This window comes from Chitinophaga barathri, from assembly GCF_003807585.1.
Taxonomy (GTDB): Bacteria; Bacteroidota; Bacteroidia; order Chitinophagales; family Chitinophagaceae; genus Chitinophaga; species Chitinophaga barathri.
The window spans coordinates 143,265-160,092 of the sequence record NZ_RMBX01000006.1 but is presented as its reverse complement, the minus strand read 5'-3'; the positions used below and the strand labels follow the sequence as shown (position 1 = coordinate 160,092).

The window sequence follows — 16,828 nt, the reverse complement described above, 5'->3', positions numbered from 1 at the left end:
TATATATGCCTTATATATGGGACATGTATGCTTTATCCCTATCGTAAGGCAGTACTATGGCTACTTTAAGAGAACTCTACTATATAAGTCGGGAAGTAGTGGTCTAAAAAGCCCCGTACATGGGGCTGAATAGACAGCGGATGAGTTCCCGGCCCGGTGCACAGGGAACAGCAACAAGTACATGGAATTGAGGGGAATTGAGGGGACCGCAGCATACCTGGAATCGGGCAGCTGGTGCTTTTGGGGGTATACTTGGGAACCAGGCACAAAAAAGGGGCCGCCCTGCAGGACAGCCCCTCTATACATGAAAAATTAAACGCTAAGGAGATTACATCTTTTTGGCATCTTCCAGGAACTTAGCCAGGCCGATGTCCGTCAGCGGATGTTTCAGCAGGCCCAGGATAGAATCCACGGGGCAGGTGCATACATCAGCGCCCACTTCAGCACATTTTACGATATGCAGCGCGCTGCGGATAGAAGCGGCCAGTATCTCAGTTTTGAAACCCTGGATGCTGTATATCTGCGCGATCTGGGCGATCAGCTCAACGCCGTCCCAGTTGCTGTCGTCTATACGGCCGATAAAGGGAGAAACGTATGCCGCACCGGCTTTAGCAGCCAGGATGGCCTGACCCGCGGAAAACACCAGGGTACAGTTGGTACGGATACCGTTTTCGGTAAACCATTTGATGGCTTTTACGCCGTCTTTGATCATCGGCACCTTCACCACGATGTTCGGGTGGATGGCGGCCAGCTTTTTACCTTCTTCCACGATGGTTTTGAAGTCCGTGGAGAGCACTTCAGCACTTACGTCGCCTTCTACCATTTCGCAGATGGCTTCGTAATGTTTCATGATGGCAGCTTCTCCTTTGATCCCTTCCTTTGCCATAAGCGTGGGATTGGTGGTTACGCCGTCCAAAATGCCCAGGTCATGCGCCTCCTGGATCTGTGCAAGGTTTGCTGTATCAATAAAGAATTTCATATAGAGCGATTTTATGCTTGTAGTTTTAAAAAAAGATCACGTGGCGCCCTTCTCCGAAACATTCCGGGCAATTCAAACAAACCAACAAACTAATTTCGGAAATTATAAGGAGAGAAACCTGCCATAAAGGGAAAAAAAAATGGCAAGTTACTTATATCGCACCGCTACAACCGCCTACCCTTGCTACATTCCTGTCCTGGGGGAGTTCAGCAGGAGCTGGTCGTATAAGACTTGCCGTTGCAAAGGTAAATGAATGCTGATTAATTTGCAAATTATTCCAATGCTGTTTTTCTTTCTTTAGTTGCCTTTTTTCTTTTTCGGTGCCTTTTTATAAAGGTCACGCGCATCCTGGATGATGAGCGATTCATCGTCTGGCAGCTGTTTTACGGGGATATCGGAAGCGGCATTGATGTCCGCGTTGCCACGGTAAACGGCTTTCACTGCAATGCTCCGCGTAATGCTGTCTTCCTGCGGGATGAGCAGGTCCTGCCCTATTATTTTCCCTTTGTCCGCAAACAATTTCACGCGCGAAGTATCCAGCGGGTAAATGCGGCCGCTGTTATAGATACCCTCAACGTTCAGATAAAAATGAATGCCCCGTTTCAGGCTGTCCGCATAATGATGGAAGCGGATCGCGGTGAGGAACGGGAGCTGGAGGTATACTTCATGCTGTTTACCCGACTGCTCCGCCAGGGTCACCAGCAGGCGCATCCGGTAATTGTCCGGGCGAATGGCGTTGCGGTTGAAACGCAGCACACCGTTTCTGCATTCGCCATAAGGCGATTCCACCTTCACCTCGTTCCAGCGGATATCTCCTTTCAGGAGGCCTGCTGTTTTGCGTTTGCTGCTGTCTGCATAGGTCACTTCCAGCCCGATGGGCGTAGTGCTGTACAGTTCCGCTACGGCGCCGGAATCGTACACCGCCGTGATGCGCACCGCTTCTTTTTGCTGCGCGGCGGCGGGAAAGGCCAGTAATAAGAGGAAAATCGTTCTCAGCATATTCTTAAATGGGCTAAAACCATTCCAAAAATAAGGAAAGGAACCGAGGCCGGGGGATTTTGTAACAGCGGCCCGTACCGGCTATAATCGGTCCGGAACGGGAATTAACCCGCTACGGGCTTCGACACTTGAAAAAATATTCTATTTTCACGGAATTTTAGCAACAACGCATGTCATTACCGCAACATACAGATGCCACCCTGCGCTACCAGCAGCAGGTAGAGAATTCAAGGAATTACGTACTGCCTTTTATCGCCCGGGAGTTCCCGGACCTGCGCGGCCTCCGCGTAATGGAAATAGGCTGCGGCGAAGGCGGCGTGCTCACTCCTTTCCTGGAGCAGGGCTGCGACTGTGTGGGCGTGGACCTCTGGCCCGAGCGCATCGAGCTCGCGAAAGGGTTCCTGGGCAGTTATGCCGAAAGCGGCCAGCTGCGCCTGATTGCCAAAAATATTTATGATGTGGACTTCTTCGGCGAGTTCCGTCATGCTTTTGATATCATCATCCTCAAAGATGCCATCGAGCACATCCCCGATCAGCATAAACTGATCGCTTACCTGAAAGAACTGCTCAGCCCCGGCGGACAGGCATACTTCGGTTTCCCGCCCTGGTATATGCCCCACGGCGGCCACCAGCAGATCTGCCAGAGCAGGGTGCTCAGCTTCCTCCCCTACATCCACCTGCTGCCGCGCCCGCTGTACCGCGGCCTGCTGAAAGCGGCCGGCGAAAGCCAGGGCACCATACAGGAACTGATGGAACTGGTGGATACCGGCATTTCCATTGAAAGGTTCGAAAAGATCGCGAAAGAAACGGGGTATGATATTACGCAACGTAAATATTATCTGATCAACCCGATCTATAAATATAAGTTCAAACTCCAGCCCAGGGAGCAATTCGGCTGGATGAAAGGGATACCGTTCGTGCGGAATTTTTTTACGACGTGTATGTATTATATGATTAAGCCGAAGGCTGCTCAATAAGGTTTTTCAGCTCCGTCATTTGTTTTTTCGACCACACTGCCGATTCCTTCTGGATATAGTAGATACGTTGTTGGTAAATGATCTGTATTTCCAGCGCCATGGTAAAACCCGGGCTGCGTACTACCCTGATCTCGACATCGCTTTTTTCAAGTTTCACCGTTGAGATATTGTTACCCTTAAGGATTTCTATCTCATAATACTCACCAGTCTTATCAAGCGCAATACTGTAAAGGGTTTTGTACGACAGATACAAAGCATAGGCAGTTGATGGCAGTGCCACGATGGTGAATAAGGTCCAGTTCATGGGACGCGTAGTTAGCTTATCGAGCAGCAGCAATAATACTACCAGAACAGAAATGGCCACCAGCAGTTTTTTGCCAAGAGGAACAAGCCTGGCACCGAGCCGTTCATACTTTGCATCAAGGGAAGTCAATATCATAGGGGGAACATTTTTCCTATGCATTCCATATCTCCCAGCTCGCCTCTGCCTGCAGCACGAGCATTTCATGTCCATTCTTCACCGCAGCACCTTGTGCGGCGCCATTTTTCATGAATTGCGTTTCAGCGGGATTATAGATCAGGTCGTAAAAAAGATGTTGCGCGCCCGTGAATTCATAAGGGATCGGCGGCGCTTCATTTACATTGGGGTACATGCCCAGCGGTGTGGTGTTTACGATGAGCGTGTGTTCCCGCATCATGGTTTCGTTCAATGCCTCGTACTGTACGGGGCCGCTGCGGCTTACTTCCGTGTATGTAATGCCCAGTTGCTCCAGCGAATATTTCACGGCTTTCGCCGCGCCGCCGGTGCCGAGTATCAACGCTTTGGTGTGTTGCGGCTGAAGGAGCGGCTGTAATGAACGGCTGAAGCCGATTACGTCCGTATTGTTGCCTGTTAGTTTCCCGTCTTTGCGGCGGATGCAGTTCACCGCGCCGATGGCTTTTGCGGCATCGCTCAGTTCATCGAGATAAGGGATCACGGCCTGTTTGTAAGGGATGGTGACGTTGAGGCCTTCCAGCTCTGCATGATGAGCCCAGAGGCCGGGAAATTCTTCTATCGATGGGATGGGAAAATTCTCGTAATGGCATCCGGTGATGCTTTCGTTGCGGAATTTGTCCGCAAAAAAACCTTTGCTGAAGGAATGAGAGAGCGGGAAACCGATGAGGCCGAATAAACGCACGGTTAGGTCGATTACAAAATGAAAGGATTGCCGGAGGCCGGCAATCCTGTATAATTAGTTTATTCTTTATCGAGGAAAAGATGGAAGGTATCTCCGCGAAGCCCTACGCGCATGGCTTCCAGGGGGATGACTTCATGCGGGGCGAGGTTGCCGAGGTTCGCATTGCAGCCTACCAGCTCCAGGAAATACAATTGCTGGTCTTTCTGGGGCGCTTCCCAGATGATCTTTTCAGCGGGGATCTGTGTGAGTATCTCCTGTACCAGCCCTTCACGCACTTCGCCTGAGCCGCGGTAGATGCCTACGTTTCCGCCTTCGCGGGCTTCAGCGATCACATAGGTGGCTCCTGCCTCCAGTTCGGCGCGCATCAGTTCGATCCATTTGTAGGGAGGAATGATATGCTCCGCATCTTTTGAACCGACTTCGCTCAGTACGATACCGTGTTTGGTCAGTTTTTCGATGTAGCCGCATTTTTCCGCGTGCGGGATGGTGATGGAGCCGTCCGATACTTCCATCATGGAGATACCGTAGTCTTTGACCACTTTTACGTATTCTTCAAACTGGTTCCTGATGAGGAATGCTTCAAACAGGGTACCGCCGAAATAAACGGGAATGTTGGCAGCCTGGTACAGTTCGATCTTTGTGCGCAGGTTAGGCGTTACGAAGGATGTTCCGAATCCCAGCTTAACAATGTCTACATGTGGCGCTGCCGCAGATAAAAAGTTCTTCGCTTCTTCGACACTCAGGCCTTTGTCCATCACCATGGTCAGGCCATGGCCACGGGGCTTACTGGTTCTTTCAGGAATTTGCGTCAGATTAAAATTCATTTTTCACGATTTTATTCTTCTTAATGGTCATTTCCTACCAAACTACATTACAAAGCTATGCCTACCTGTACTGGGTTGGTTTTTTCCGGTTTTCTATTTGGAGCCCCAAATTAAAAAACCGCGGCAAAAATAAGAAGTAATACGATAGGAGGAGCAAAAAATGACTTAACGCTTACGCCTGTACCTTGCAATAAGTTCTACCACAGCGGTATGTTGCAGAATAGAAGGGTCCAGCTCGACCATTTTTTTGACCTGCCTGGGATGAAGTTGCAGGGCGGTTTCCAGTTGCAGCAGGCCTTCCTTGGTTTTGCCGATGGCAATGAGGAGCGCTGCTTTGTAGAACAGGAACACGGGTTTCCGGCCTATTTTGGCTTCCGCCGCTTCCAGTTGGGTAAGGGCTTCTTCCACATGGCCGGCGGCATAAAGGCCCCGGATGAACTCTTTCCAGGCCTGGGCACTGTTTGGCCTGAGGCGCACGGCGCTGAGGAACTGCACGAGGGCTTCCTTGTCCATGCCCAGCTGCAGGTAACATTGGCCGAGGGTGATATTGTACTCCGCACTGTTTTTGTTGATGCGCAGGGCGGACTGGAGGGACTTGATGGCGTTTTCCCAGCTTTCTTCCGTCATGTACGCTTTGGCGATCTTCAGGTACAGCTTATCGTCGTGCGGGCTGAGGTGGGATGCTTTGCGGTAATAATAACGGGCCTGGGTGAACTTGCGCATTTTTTCGTAGCAATGGCCGATGGCTTCGTAGATGACGTCTTCGGGTTTGGCGATCTCCAGGTGTTTCTGGAGCACTTCGATGGCTTCGTTGTATTTGCGCAGGTGGATATAGGCGTCTCCCATGTTGCGGTAGGCGTAATCGAATTTTTCATCGATCACGACGGCGTACTGATAGGCGTCTATGGCTTTTTCGTAGAGCTTCAGGCCCTGGTAGGCCGTGCCCAGGTTGAACCAGGCGAGCTGGTTGTACGGGTGCTCGTTGATAATATTGGTATGCAGGCGGATACTTTCCTCGTTGCGGCCGGTAAATTCCGTCCAGAAGCAGATCTTATGGAGAGCTTCTTCGTTATTGGGATCGTATTCCAGGAGGAGTTTCAGGCAGTCGAACACTTTTTCGAATTCCTCCCAGTCGTCGTACACGTCCGCCAGCTCCAGGAGCAGGTCTGTGCGGTCTTCTCCGTCGAAGATCCTGATTTGTTCCTCGAGGAGCGCGGCGGCTTTTTCGTGCTGGTTCATGGCCAGGTACACGTCTGTTTTGAGGATATAGAGGTTAATATCGTTACTGTCCAGCAATGCGGCTTTTTCCAGCAAAGCGAGGGCTTCACGGTATTTTTTGGTTTCTATAAGTAAGGCGGATTTTTTAAGGAGGAGAGCGGAGGAGAAGGGAAATTGCTCGATGGCTATTTCCACGGCCTGGAGGGCATTATTGAGTTCATCGTGTTCGTCGTAATAGTCGATGATCTGTTCGAAGGAATCCTCATCCAGGAAGGCGTGGGAGCGTCCCTCCTTTAGATTTTCAAATTGCTGAAGCAGGTCCCTCAAATCTTCAAAATCCTCGTTAAACTCATTAAATGATGGGAAGTCGTGATTCATTGATGTAAATATATGGGATTTTGGTGCTGTCACCAAACACCCGGAGGCTTACCGCTTATGTATTTTTTAACATTTTTTTAAGATAATTGGGTACTTTGCATTAGGATTCCGTTATGATAGATAATTTTTTCGTATATTTGCACTAAGATGAACAAGCTAAATTACATAATCCAAAGATTATCACTGAGTTGCCTCATGGTAGTCGCCCTGTCCGCAGTGGCGCTCCGTGTGCAGGCCAGTGACCTGGGCGGTAATTTGGACAACAACGAAGACAAACTGGGCAAGAAAACCGAGGTCAAATACCGGCTTACCGCCATGCCGAAGACCAATCTGAGCCTTGATGCAGGATTTAAGGCAAATGGTTTTCTGAACAACGCTTTTAAACTGAGCTCTGACAATGCCGTGAGTGTGAAGTCAGTAATGACTTACAAGAAGGGCAACGTTACCTATATCCTTCCTTATTCCGTGAAGGCGCAAACCCCTGCTCCGCAGGTGGACATGCAATATCATCACCTGCAGGTGAGATTACCGTTCCGGAAAGGTTAGGTTGAATTTGAAAGAGATTTTTATGAGAAGGCTGCCGGTTGGCAGCCTTTCTTGTTTGTTAGGTGCTGTTTATTTGCCATCTGGTTTGCTGAGAGCTTTGTTCAGCCTGTCACAGGCAACCAGGAAATAATACCATAGTGGATTGTCTTTACTTAGGATCATCGAATTATAAACCTTCTCTTCTCCAAAAATTGCCGCGTACTCTCCTTTCACAAATGCATTGTTATGGTATTTGTTGAACCATATATCGAACTTCCGTTTCCGGGCCAATTCACGGGAATCAGATGAATCGCAAATATAGATGAGTGCCTTAGTTTGTTCTTCAAAAAATCTCCGGAGAACTGCGAATACCGTATCGGCAACACGGAGATCAACACCATTTTCTCCGGGCTTTCCTTCTTCTACCACAATGTTAAAGAGATATACGCATCGTGCCATTACAGGGTCTCTAAACCTATGTCCGTATTCACTAAAGTACATCTTGTACTTTATGTTGTAGTCAGTAATAAACATATAAGAAAGAGCTCTGCTCTCTGTTATATTATATGGGTTAAACAAACGTATCTATTTTTTGGGTTAACAATTAATTTCACCAGCCAGATTCTCTATACCTTGCTATCGCCGTATTTAAATCTGCTGCGGTAAAAGGCATTACAAAATCATACTGATCTTTCAGGTCTTCAAGCTCTCCCCCATTTCTGAGATGCTCTTTTATTGCTCTATTGTCTTCGAGCACCTGTTTACAGAACAGAAACCATGCAGACGGTTCCTCTGACGGCTTAACATTTTTTTCTTCCATCATTTTCAATTTAAAGATTAAACAAACACCAGGAATTTCAATACCCGGCTTTTCTTTTTCTATCATTTCAAATTTATTGTAAATTCTTCATAACTAACTGATTTCCATAAAATAAAGAAGGCCGCAGTATCACACTGCGGCCTTATATTTCATGATGAAAATATCTTTTAACCCCTGATCTTTTTTAACTCATCGGAGGTGATCTCCCTATACCCTTTCGGCACATCAAAGATCGACATCGGCACCGGGCTCAGATCCACTTTTGTTGCAATCGCTTTCATCTTCGACCCGGATTTCATGATGATCTCATACTCCAGCGGAATACCTTTGAGGTTCAGAAAACGACGGTTATAATAACGATTCTCCGGTATGATATCCACCGTGTAATACACGTCAAACGTGCCGCCGTCAGCCAATTTACCGATGGCTTTGCGGCATTTGTAGCCGGCTATCTCACGGGTTTCCGCTTGATCGGTGAAAGTAGTGGTCTGAAAACGTTTCATATCTTCCTCGTAAGACTTTTTGTCCGTACGGATCAGGTATTTGTCCCCGTGATTGTCCATCAGCGTGATAAGACCTTCCGTTTGCGCATTGATAAGATAGATGTAGTTCACTACATTAAAATTCATGTCTATCCTGCTCAGGTTCCCCCGGATGTACTGGATCATGTTGCTGCCCGCAAACATAGCTTCCATCTGCAGCTGCTCGGGCGGCAGCTCCAGCTTGTACTCGATCCTTGCGTCAGAAATGGTCCTTTGTGCCAGCAGCGGTGTTGCCCAGCCCGTAATACAGGCGGTGAGCAATATCCAGAATTGTGACAGTTTCAGCATAAGAGTTCAGTTAATACATAGGTGTTTGAGAAAAATCTGTGCCAAAAGGTGAAAACCCTTTACCAGTCTGGCTTTAGCTTATCTAAAAATGCCCCGATGCCCTTGCGGCAATCAGGATGCTGCCTTGTTTCCGCATTGATGCGGGCGGCGGATTCAAGCGCTTCCGTGAGCGGATTCTCCAGCGCGGCGCTTATCAGTTTTTTTGTTACGTTCAATGAGTTGGCGGATGCGTCTGTGCAGAGGCTGAATGCCACCTGTTGGACATAATCCCTGATCTTGTCCGCGGGTATTGTTTCGTTGATAAGACCGAAAGATGCAGCTTTTTCCGCGGTTACCAGCCTGCCGGTGAGCAGCAGGTCACGCGCGCGGCCTTCGCCTATTTTTCTTACCAGGAATACGCTTACGAGGGCAGGAACAAACCCTATTTTTACTTCCGTGTAGCCAAAGCGGGCTTCCGGAACGGCATAACTCAGATCCGCAATAGTGGCCAGGCCACAACCGCCGGCGATCGCGTCTCCTTCTATCCTGGCGATCACTACTTTTTCCATGCTGTATATCTCCTGCATCAGCAGCATCAGCTCGCGGCTGTCCGCAAGGTTAGCCTCCAGGTTGTTCGCCTGCAACTGCTGCAGGTAATCGAGGTCCGCGCCGGCGCAGAACGCTTTTCCGTTCCCCGCCAGCACCACCACCTTTACAGTGTCATCCGCGGCGGCGGCGGCGAATGCCTCCCGCAATTCCCTTACTACGTCCCCGTTCAGCGCGTTCCGCTTTTCCGGGCGGTTAAGGGTAATGGTGGCTATCCTGTCTGCAATATGATACGTTATGCCGGGCATGTTCCAAATGTAAGCGAATTATTTTTAATGATTATAACACATGCGTAACACGCTGAAAACAAAAAACCTCTGCCGGATTTTTAGTCTGACAGAGGCTTTTTATTGATCAATTATTTATGCTCAGGCTTCATTTTCTCTGATACTACGGCAGTTCCGCACGGGAGGTTGCCGGGTACCCCGTTTCCTTATTTTGTCACTTCCTGGATCACGCTGCCCACGGTGCCATTCGGCATCTGGATACGGAGCATCGCGGCCACGGTAGGTGCAATATCCGTCATATGCGTAGTGCGGTTGGTTTTGCCGGGTTTTACGCCCCAGCCCATCCATACCAGCGGGATATGTGCGTCATAAGGATTCCAGAGACCGTGGGTGGTGCCGGTTTTGCCGCCATCCAGCCATCCGGGCTGCAGGATCACCATGATGTCCCCGCTGCGTTGCGCGTTGAAACCGTTGGTCATCATAAACTTCTGCGGTTCAGGCAATGTGGTGGAGGCCATATTGTGAAGGTCCACAACATTGGCGATGCCGGGCCATTTCATAGATTCCCGCAGAATGTATTTTTTCACGTCGGCCAGTTTACCTGCTTTATCCAGCCCGTTGATATCGAGGGTGAACTGGTAGTTGTAAGAAGCGGTGATCGCTTTGGCGAAGCCGAATTCCTTTTCTATACCGGCATTGAGGGCTTTCACCATCGCCGCATCGTCCCAGAGGCCGTTATTGATCCTGTTTTCTTCGAGGAAACCCGGTACATGCGCCACGCCATGGTCTGCGGTGATGAAAAACAGCCAGTTGCCCTTGCCTACTTTCTGGTCAAGGAATTTGAAGAAGTCGCCCAGGTCTTTGTCGAGACGCAGGTAGGTATCTTCTGTTTCAACGGAGTTGGGGCCGTGTTGGTGGCCTACATAGTCCGTGGAGGACAGGCTCACCGCCAGGAAGTCCGTTACGGGGCCTTTTCCCAGCTGATGGCCTTCCAGCGCCTGTTTGGCAAATTCGAGGGTGAAAGTATTGCCGAAGGGTGTGGAGGACAGCAGGCCGAAGCTGTTGCCCATGGTGCCGGCCAGCTCGTGCGGGAAAGCAGAATTCTGCTGGCCCCTGAAGCGGCCTTCGTAAGGTTTATCGTCCGCGGTGCTTTGTGTGTACGTTTCAACCGGGTACAGCGTATTCCATGGTTTGCTCAGGTATTTGGCGGGCAGCCCGAGGCGGTTGAAGGCCTGTGCCCAGGCCGGCAGGCTGGTCATGTAATAATTGCTGGTCATGAAGTTGCCGGTGGTACCGTCGAACCAATAGGCTGCATTTGCGCTGTGCCCGGCGGGCAGGATGGCGCCGCGGTCTTTGATGGCGATGCCTACCACTTTGCTGCGGAAGTTGGTAGCCAGGCGCAATTCGTCCGTAATGGTGGTGGTGAGCATATTGCGGGGGCTCATGCGGCCCGCGGCATCGCTGCCGCCTACGGCTGTGGCCAGGGTGTCTTCCGTGCAATACACGCTGCGTTTCAGGTCGCGGCTATACCAGTTGTTGCCGATAATGCCGTGAATGGCGGGTACAGAGCCGGTGTAGGCGCAGGTATGGCCGCATGCGGTAATGGTGGGCGTATACGGGATCATCGTGTTTTCGCAGGAAAAACCCTCATTGATCAGGCGTTTGAAGCCATCATTTGTATAACGGTCATAATATCGGTAGAGAAAATCCCACCTCATCTGGTCCACTACCATTCCTACCACTAATTTCGGGCGGGGTACGTCTTTTTGTGCTTTTTTTCCATAGTTGGGCGGAAACCCGATTGTCGGCGAAGTGGCTTTCTGGCCAAATACTGCCGGCGCCGTCATCATGAGGATAACGGCCAGAATTTTAATACGGCTCATATTAGTCTTTAAATTTGTTCCTTTGTTATAGCTCCGTCTGAACGTGGAAAAAAATGTTCGTAAAAGTAACCTAAGTTTACAAAAAATAATATTTTAATACCTTTGTGGTCGAATTTTAATTTCATTTTAATAATCATATGGATATATTCGAGAAACTGAAGCATATGGGCCCTATCGGGGAGCACTCTGACAGAGCCCACGGTTACTTCGCTTTCCCCAAGCTGGAAGGCGAGATTGGTCCCAGGATGAAGTTCCGGGGCAAAGAAAAAATCGTATGGAGCCTTAACAACTACCTGGGCCTGGCCAATCACCCCGAGGTGAGGGCTACAGATGCCAGGGCAGCGGCTGAATACGGTCTTGCGGCCCCCATGGGAGCGCGTATGATGAGTGGCAACACCAATTTCCATGAGCAGCTCGAAAGAGAACTGAGCGAATACATGGGCAAAGAAGACACCACGCTTCTAAACTATGGTTATCAAGGCATTATGAGCGCGATAGACGCCATCTGCAACCGCCGCGACGTGATCGTATACGACGCTGAATGCCATGCTTCCATCGTAGACGGCCTGCGCCTGCACCAGGGTCACCGTTATGTATTCAAACACAATGATATCGAAGACTGCGAGAAACAGCTGAAACGCGCGGTGGAATACACCAAAACCAGCGGCGGCGGCATTCTTGTGATCACCGAAGGCGTATTTGGCATGGCCGGCGACCAGGGTAAGCTCCGTGAGATCGTATCGCTGAAGAACCAGTACGAATTCCGCCTGATGGTGGACGATGCGCACGGCTTCGGCACCATGGGCAAAACCGGCGCCGGTACCGGCGAAGAGCAGGGCGTACAGGAAGAGATCGACCTCCTGTTCAACACCTTCGCGAAATCCGGGGCTTCCATCGGCGCGTTTATGAGCGGCGACAAAGCAATCATCAACTACCTGCGCTACAATATGCGCTCACAGATATTCGCGAAATCCATTCCTTTACCGCTGATCATCGGCCACCTGAAACGCGTGCAACTCATGCGCCAGCAGCCGCAGCTGAAAGAAAAACTCTGGAGCAACGTGAATAAACTGCAAAAAGGCCTGCGCGACAGAGGGTTCAATATCGGGCGTACCAACTCCCCCGTTACCCCCATCTACCTGCAGGGCGACATCCCGGAAGCCACCGCTATGTGCCTGGACCTCCGCGAGAATTATAACATCTTCTGCTCCATCGTGGTATATCCCGTGATCCCGAAAGGCCAGATCATCTATCGCCTGATCCCTACAGCGGCTCATTCCGACGAGGATATCGAGCTGACCCTGAAGGCGTTCACCGAAACCAAGCAGAAGCTGGACCAGAAAGCATATGCCGTTGCGGAAATACCGATGGTGTAGTTATTATTCAGAAAGTAAGTACCGTAGAAATAAAAGGAGCGTCTGACCGGGCGCTCTTTTTTTATTCCATTAACAAATGAAGAAAACGCCCTCCCCTCTCATTAACAAATGATCAACACCTGCTTACCTACAGGGCAAAAAAAGGGGGCTGATGGTTAGTCAGCCCCGGCAAACAAATCGTTCTTTCACTAGGTGTAATACATGATCTTAAGAATCGATCGTTCAGTAGGACATGGTAATAAAAAAGTTTGGGCCATCATAGAATATGGATAAACAAAAAGATGTTACCCATGGAATTATTTTATGATTAGTCAGTTATATCTGAATGTGTTGGAAATCTGAGTAATAAAAGGTAGTAGCTCTTTCCGCTTCCCGAACTTATTTAAGTGTTAACCAAAAATAACGTAGTTCTACGGTAATAACATCACACTAACGTGGTATTTTGTTAACGCACTGTTAAAGTACTTCTACGTTGTAACTTTCATCGCACAGCCTCCATGGCTGTTTTTCCCGATCCGATCATTACTTTTCCGCTTTGCGTAATTCTACGCATCGCCACTTACGGTACCTTTGCGGCCAACTTTTTAACAAAACCCGATGAGGAATATTTTAACAATCGTTGTACTGGCAGCTTCCCTTACCGCACAGGCACAACAGGCTCCGCAAGGTGTCATTAAAGGTATGGTGCGCAACGAACAGGGCCAGGCTGTACCTTTTGCCAATATCAGCATCCCCGGTATCAAAAAAGGCACGGTAGCCAATGCCAACGGCAGCTACATCCTTGCCGCCCCCGCCGGTTCATACACATTCCGTTTCTCCGGCGTAGGCTTCACTACCACGGAACAGACCATCGCCATCACGGCGGACACCACCATACAGGATATCGCCATGAAATCCTCCGCGGACCTGCAGGAGGTGATCGTATCCGCCAGCCGTAAAAAAGAGACGCTGGATGAAGTTCCTTCTTCCGTGACCATCGTAGGCCCGCGGGAAATGGAAGCGCAGAAAGGCATTAATAATAATATTACCGCCATCCTCGCAAACACCGTTCCCGGTCTCGCCATCAACGACAATACCACCGGCAACACCGGCCAGACCCTCCGTGGCCGCAACGTACTGGTAATGGTAGACGGTATACCGCAGTCCACCCCGCTCCGCAACGGCGGCCGCGACATGCGCACGATCGACCCTTCCGCCATTGAGCGCATTGAAGTGATCAAAGGCGCAACCGCCATTTATGGTAATGGCGCGGACGGCGGCCTGATCAACTACATCACCAAAAAAGGCGATAAATCCAAAAAAGGCCTCAGCGGCCAGACCACCATCGGCGCGAACACACAGCTGGTGGAAGCCCAGCATACCGGCGGTTTTGCCGTGGGCCAGCTGCTGAGCGGCTCTTATAAAAAATGGGACTTCGTAGTGTCCGGTCATTATGAACAGACCGGCGTATACAAAGATGCAAACGGCGTGGTGAACTCCCCCGAATACAGCCTTGGCGAATCGCAGATATGGAACGGCTTTGCCAAGATCGGTTACGATATCAACGGGCGCAACCGCCTGGAGCTGATGTACAACTTCTTTGGCAGCCAGCAGCGCACCGATTACATCCTGAAACCCGGTAAATACCTGGATTCAGCAGCTACCGGCATCATCGGCGACCGCCCCGGCGCCGCGGAAGGCACTCCTTACAACCACAATGCCAGCCTGCGCTGGAGCAGCGAAGGCATCATCGGCGGTACGGACCTGGACGTGAGCCTGTACATGCAGCGTTTCAAAACCGTATACAGCTGGGGGCCTACTTTTGAAGGCGGTGGCCAGTCCGAAATATCCTCGCAGAAACAAGGCGTGCGCATCAACTTCAGCAGCCCGCTGCATCTTTCCGGGAACTACGACCTGTCACTGGTGTACGGCCTGGATTATATGAACGACGTTACCTCCCAGAGCCTGCTGGACGGCCGTACCTGGGTGCCGGACATGGATATGAAGAACTATGCGCCCTACGCGCAGGTGAAGCTGAACCTGTTCAAAGATTTTGTGTTCAAAGCAGGCGCGCGTTTCGAAAATATCAACATCGGCATCCCAGACTACGTGACCGTTAAACAACTGAACCGCGTAACAGGCGAGTTCACCGAAGGCGGTGTAAGCGTAACCGGCGGCGATCTCAGCTACAATGCCCTGGTGTACAACGCAGGCCTCCGTTATAACAAATTCAGGTTCTTCAAACCCTTCATCAGCTATTCACAGAGCTTTTCCATCATGGAGCTGGGCCGCATCCTGCGCGCGGCAAAGGAAAACACCGTTTCCCTCCTGAAAACCGAAGCTGTGATAGCCAACAACTACGAGGCCGGCTTTAACAGCACCCTCGGCCCCGTAACACTGGAGGGCAGTTATTATATCAGTACCTCCAAACTGGGCTCTTCCTTCCTGGAAAAGAACGGTAAGTTCGAGATACAACGCGCTCCCGAAAAGGTGTACGGCTTCGAGATCGCGGCGGACGCCAGCATCCTGCGCAATCTCGGTGCGGGCGCTTCGTACTCCTATGTGGAAGGCAAACAGGATATTGACGACAATGGTAAATATGACGATGCTACGGATAAATACCTCGGCACCGACCGCATTGCGCCTCCCAAAGTGACCACCTACATCCGTTATGCCCCCATAGAAAGGCTGAACCTCCGCCTGCAGATGCTGCACGCCGGCAAACGCAACCGTTTTGAGAAAGTGAACGGCCTTTATTCTTACGGAACCGGCCCCGTGGAAGGGTTCACCACCTTCAGTTTCCTGGGCAACCTGCAGCTGGATGGGCACAGCAGCCTGGGCCTCGGTGTCGAAAACCTTTTCAACGCTGATTACTATACCGTAAGCTTCGCAGTGGAATGCGCGCAACGAAAACTATGTAAAAGGCACAGGTGCACGCATCAGCCTGAATTACAGTTATAATTTCTGATAGTGTTACAACAACAGATATTCCGGGTTCACCGAATCACGGGCTTGATAGCAGGAGTTTTTCTCCTGCTTTTGAGTTTTACAGGGAGCATACTCGTATTCAGCGACGAGATCGACCATTCGCTTAATAAAAACGCTTACCAGGTGCAGCCCGGCGGTACTCCACTGCCGCTGAACACCCTGTACGAAAAAGGGCTGGCCGCCAATCCGGGCAGGCCTTACATCACTTTCCTGCGCCTGCCCCAGGCACCGGACGAAAGCCTGATCATGCGGGCGGAATACTCCGCGGAGGATAAGGTGTACGTCTACCTGGACCCTTATACCGGCAAAGTACTGCACAGGAGGGGCAATAAAGGCTATTTTACAGATTTCCTGCTCTACCTCCACTTCACACCGCTAAGCGGCCGCAATGGGTCTGTAATCATCCTTTGCGTGGCTTTTATCATGGTCATCTCCCTGCTGAGCGGGCTGCATGTATACCGGAAACATTTGGGGAAGGTGCTCACCTTCCGCGACAAAATAGAATGGAAACACCGCCGCCGGCGCTGGCGTAACCTGCACCGCGTCGTAGGCGTCTGGGCGCTGGTATTTAACCTGCTGATGGTTATCACCGGCATTCTTATACAATTTAAGGTGGTGGGTGCAAAGGTGGGTAAAAAAGCCGCTTCCCTCGCCGTACAGGAGCAGATCGATTACGACCGGCTGCTCAGGGACGCCCGGGCCGAAATACCCGGCTTCACGGTACTGGGCATCCGCCCGCCAAGGGCTGAAGGCGGCACTGTGCTGTTCCTGGGCAATGCGGGCGAGCCCGCGATTTTCGGGGAATACGCCAGCACGGTCACCATCCGGCCGGAAGACGGGATAGTGATGAAAAAAGTGGATTTTAAAACCGCGGGAGTATCCCAAAAGCTGAATGCCAGCGTGTTACAACTGCATTTCGGGAACTTTGGCGGTATCCCGCTGAAGATACTGTGGACCCTGCTAGGCCTGGCGCCCGGTGTACTGGCGCTTTCGGGCATATTGATCTGGTGGAGAAGGAAGTTTTTGGTAAAGAAGTGATAGGATTTTAACCAACCTTCTCCT

Annotated in this window: 16 protein-coding genes and 1 other RNA gene; 5 read left to right on the top strand and 12 right to left on the bottom strand. The window is 50.6% G+C overall.

Annotated elements, in window-relative coordinates; translation table 11 throughout:
• Positions 1 to 328: 328 nt before the first annotated feature.
• The 3 genes from fsa to EG028_RS12310 all read right to left on the bottom strand — a co-directional run bounded on the left by fsa (position 329) and on the right by EG028_RS12310 (position 1,978).
• On the bottom strand, positions 329 to 979 hold the full coding sequence (gene fsa, locus EG028_RS12320) for a fructose-6-phosphate aldolase (RefSeq protein WP_120516857.1): 651 nt from the start codon (positions 977 to 979) through the stop codon (positions 329 to 331).
• Between the two features lie 137 nt (positions 980 to 1,116).
• Positions 1,117 to 1,216: signal recognition particle sRNA small type (gene ffs / locus EG028_RS12315), an RNA gene on the bottom strand.
• Between the two features lie 60 nt (positions 1,217 to 1,276).
• Positions 1,277 to 1,978, bottom strand: coding sequence for a hypothetical protein (locus EG028_RS12310; RefSeq protein ID WP_120516858.1), 702 nt, complete (start codon positions 1,976 to 1,978; stop codon positions 1,277 to 1,279).
• Between the two features lie 170 nt (positions 1,979 to 2,148).
• On the opposite strand from EG028_RS12310, the gene EG028_RS12305 reads away from it, so the two are divergent.
• Positions 2,149 to 2,955, top strand: a complete 807-nt coding sequence (locus tag EG028_RS12305) for a class I SAM-dependent methyltransferase (RefSeq protein ID WP_120516859.1) — start codon at positions 2,149 to 2,151, stop codon at positions 2,953 to 2,955.
• Here the strand turns inward: EG028_RS12305 and EG028_RS12300 are convergent.
• From EG028_RS12300 to EG028_RS12285, 4 genes are all read right to left on the bottom strand, one after another.
• Positions 2,933 to 3,394 carry a hypothetical protein gene (locus EG028_RS12300; protein WP_120516860.1) on the bottom strand — a complete coding sequence of 154 codons (462 nt, stop codon included), beginning with the start codon at positions 3,392 to 3,394 and terminating at the stop codon, positions 2,933 to 2,935. The genes EG028_RS12305 and EG028_RS12300 overlap by 23 nt on opposite strands.
• A gap of 16 nt (positions 3,395 to 3,410) precedes the next feature.
• On the bottom strand, positions 3,411 to 4,133 hold the full coding sequence (locus EG028_RS12295) for a shikimate dehydrogenase family protein (RefSeq protein ID WP_120516861.1): 723 nt from the start codon (positions 4,131 to 4,133) through the stop codon (positions 3,411 to 3,413).
• Positions 4,134 to 4,192: 59 nt separating this feature from the next.
• On the bottom strand, positions 4,193 to 4,957 hold the full coding sequence (locus tag EG028_RS12290) for a phosphosulfolactate synthase (protein WP_120516862.1): 765 nt from the start codon (positions 4,955 to 4,957) through the stop codon (positions 4,193 to 4,195).
• 165 nt (positions 4,958 to 5,122) lie between these two features.
• Positions 5,123 to 6,553: a tetratricopeptide repeat protein gene (locus tag EG028_RS12285; RefSeq protein WP_120516863.1), complete on the bottom strand. Its 1,431-nt coding sequence runs from the start codon at positions 6,551 to 6,553 to the stop codon at positions 5,123 to 5,125.
• 195 nt (positions 6,554 to 6,748) lie between these two features.
• Here EG028_RS12285 and EG028_RS12280 point away from each other — a divergent pair, with 195 nt between their 5' ends.
• Complete coding sequence (locus tag EG028_RS12280) at positions 6,749 to 7,099, top strand: hypothetical protein (protein ID WP_120516864.1); 351 nt, start codon at positions 6,749 to 6,751, stop codon at positions 7,097 to 7,099.
• A 69-nt stretch (positions 7,100 to 7,168) separates the two neighbouring features.
• On the opposite strand, the gene EG028_RS12275 is transcribed toward EG028_RS12280, so the two are convergent.
• From EG028_RS12275 to pafA, 5 genes are all read right to left on the bottom strand, one after another.
• Complete coding sequence (locus EG028_RS12275) at positions 7,169 to 7,657, bottom strand: DUF6169 family protein (protein WP_120516865.1); 489 nt, start codon at positions 7,655 to 7,657, stop codon at positions 7,169 to 7,171.
• A 31-nt stretch (positions 7,658 to 7,688) separates the two neighbouring features.
• Positions 7,689 to 7,964 (bottom strand): hypothetical protein, encoded by a 276-nt coding sequence (locus tag EG028_RS12270; protein WP_120516866.1) that lies wholly within the window; start codon positions 7,962 to 7,964, stop codon positions 7,689 to 7,691.
• A 101-nt stretch (positions 7,965 to 8,065) separates the two neighbouring features.
• Positions 8,066 to 8,728: a hypothetical protein gene (locus tag EG028_RS12265; RefSeq protein ID WP_120516867.1), complete on the bottom strand. Its 663-nt coding sequence runs from the start codon at positions 8,726 to 8,728 to the stop codon at positions 8,066 to 8,068.
• Between the two features lie 59 nt (positions 8,729 to 8,787).
• Entirely contained in the window at positions 8,788 to 9,561 is a 774-nt protein-coding gene (locus tag EG028_RS12260) for an enoyl-CoA hydratase/isomerase family protein (RefSeq protein WP_174235427.1), read from the bottom strand.
• Positions 9,562 to 9,746: 185 nt separating this feature from the next.
• Positions 9,747 to 11,423: an alkaline phosphatase PafA gene (gene pafA, locus EG028_RS12255; protein ID WP_206614444.1), complete on the bottom strand. Its 1,677-nt coding sequence runs from the start codon at positions 11,421 to 11,423 to the stop codon at positions 9,747 to 9,749.
• A gap of 137 nt (positions 11,424 to 11,560) precedes the next feature.
• On the opposite strand from pafA, the gene EG028_RS12250 reads away from it, so the two are divergent.
• The 3 genes from EG028_RS12250 (at position 11,561) to EG028_RS12240 (ending at position 16,804) form a co-directional block, all read left to right on the top strand.
• Positions 11,561 to 12,799, top strand: coding sequence for an aminotransferase class I/II-fold pyridoxal phosphate-dependent enzyme (locus tag EG028_RS12250; protein WP_120516869.1), 1,239 nt, complete (start codon positions 11,561 to 11,563; stop codon positions 12,797 to 12,799).
• Positions 12,800 to 13,396: 597 nt separating this feature from the next.
• On the top strand, positions 13,397 to 15,739 hold the full coding sequence (locus EG028_RS12245) for a TonB-dependent receptor (protein WP_120516870.1): 2,343 nt from the start codon (positions 13,397 to 13,399) through the stop codon (positions 15,737 to 15,739).
• Positions 15,740 to 15,748: 9 nt separating this feature from the next.
• The gene (locus EG028_RS12240; protein ID WP_262707111.1) at positions 15,749 to 16,804 is read left to right on the top strand and encodes a PepSY-associated TM helix domain-containing protein; all 1,056 of its coding nucleotides are present in this window, start codon (positions 15,749 to 15,751) and stop codon (positions 16,802 to 16,804) included.
• Positions 16,805 to 16,828 lie beyond the last annotated feature (24 nt).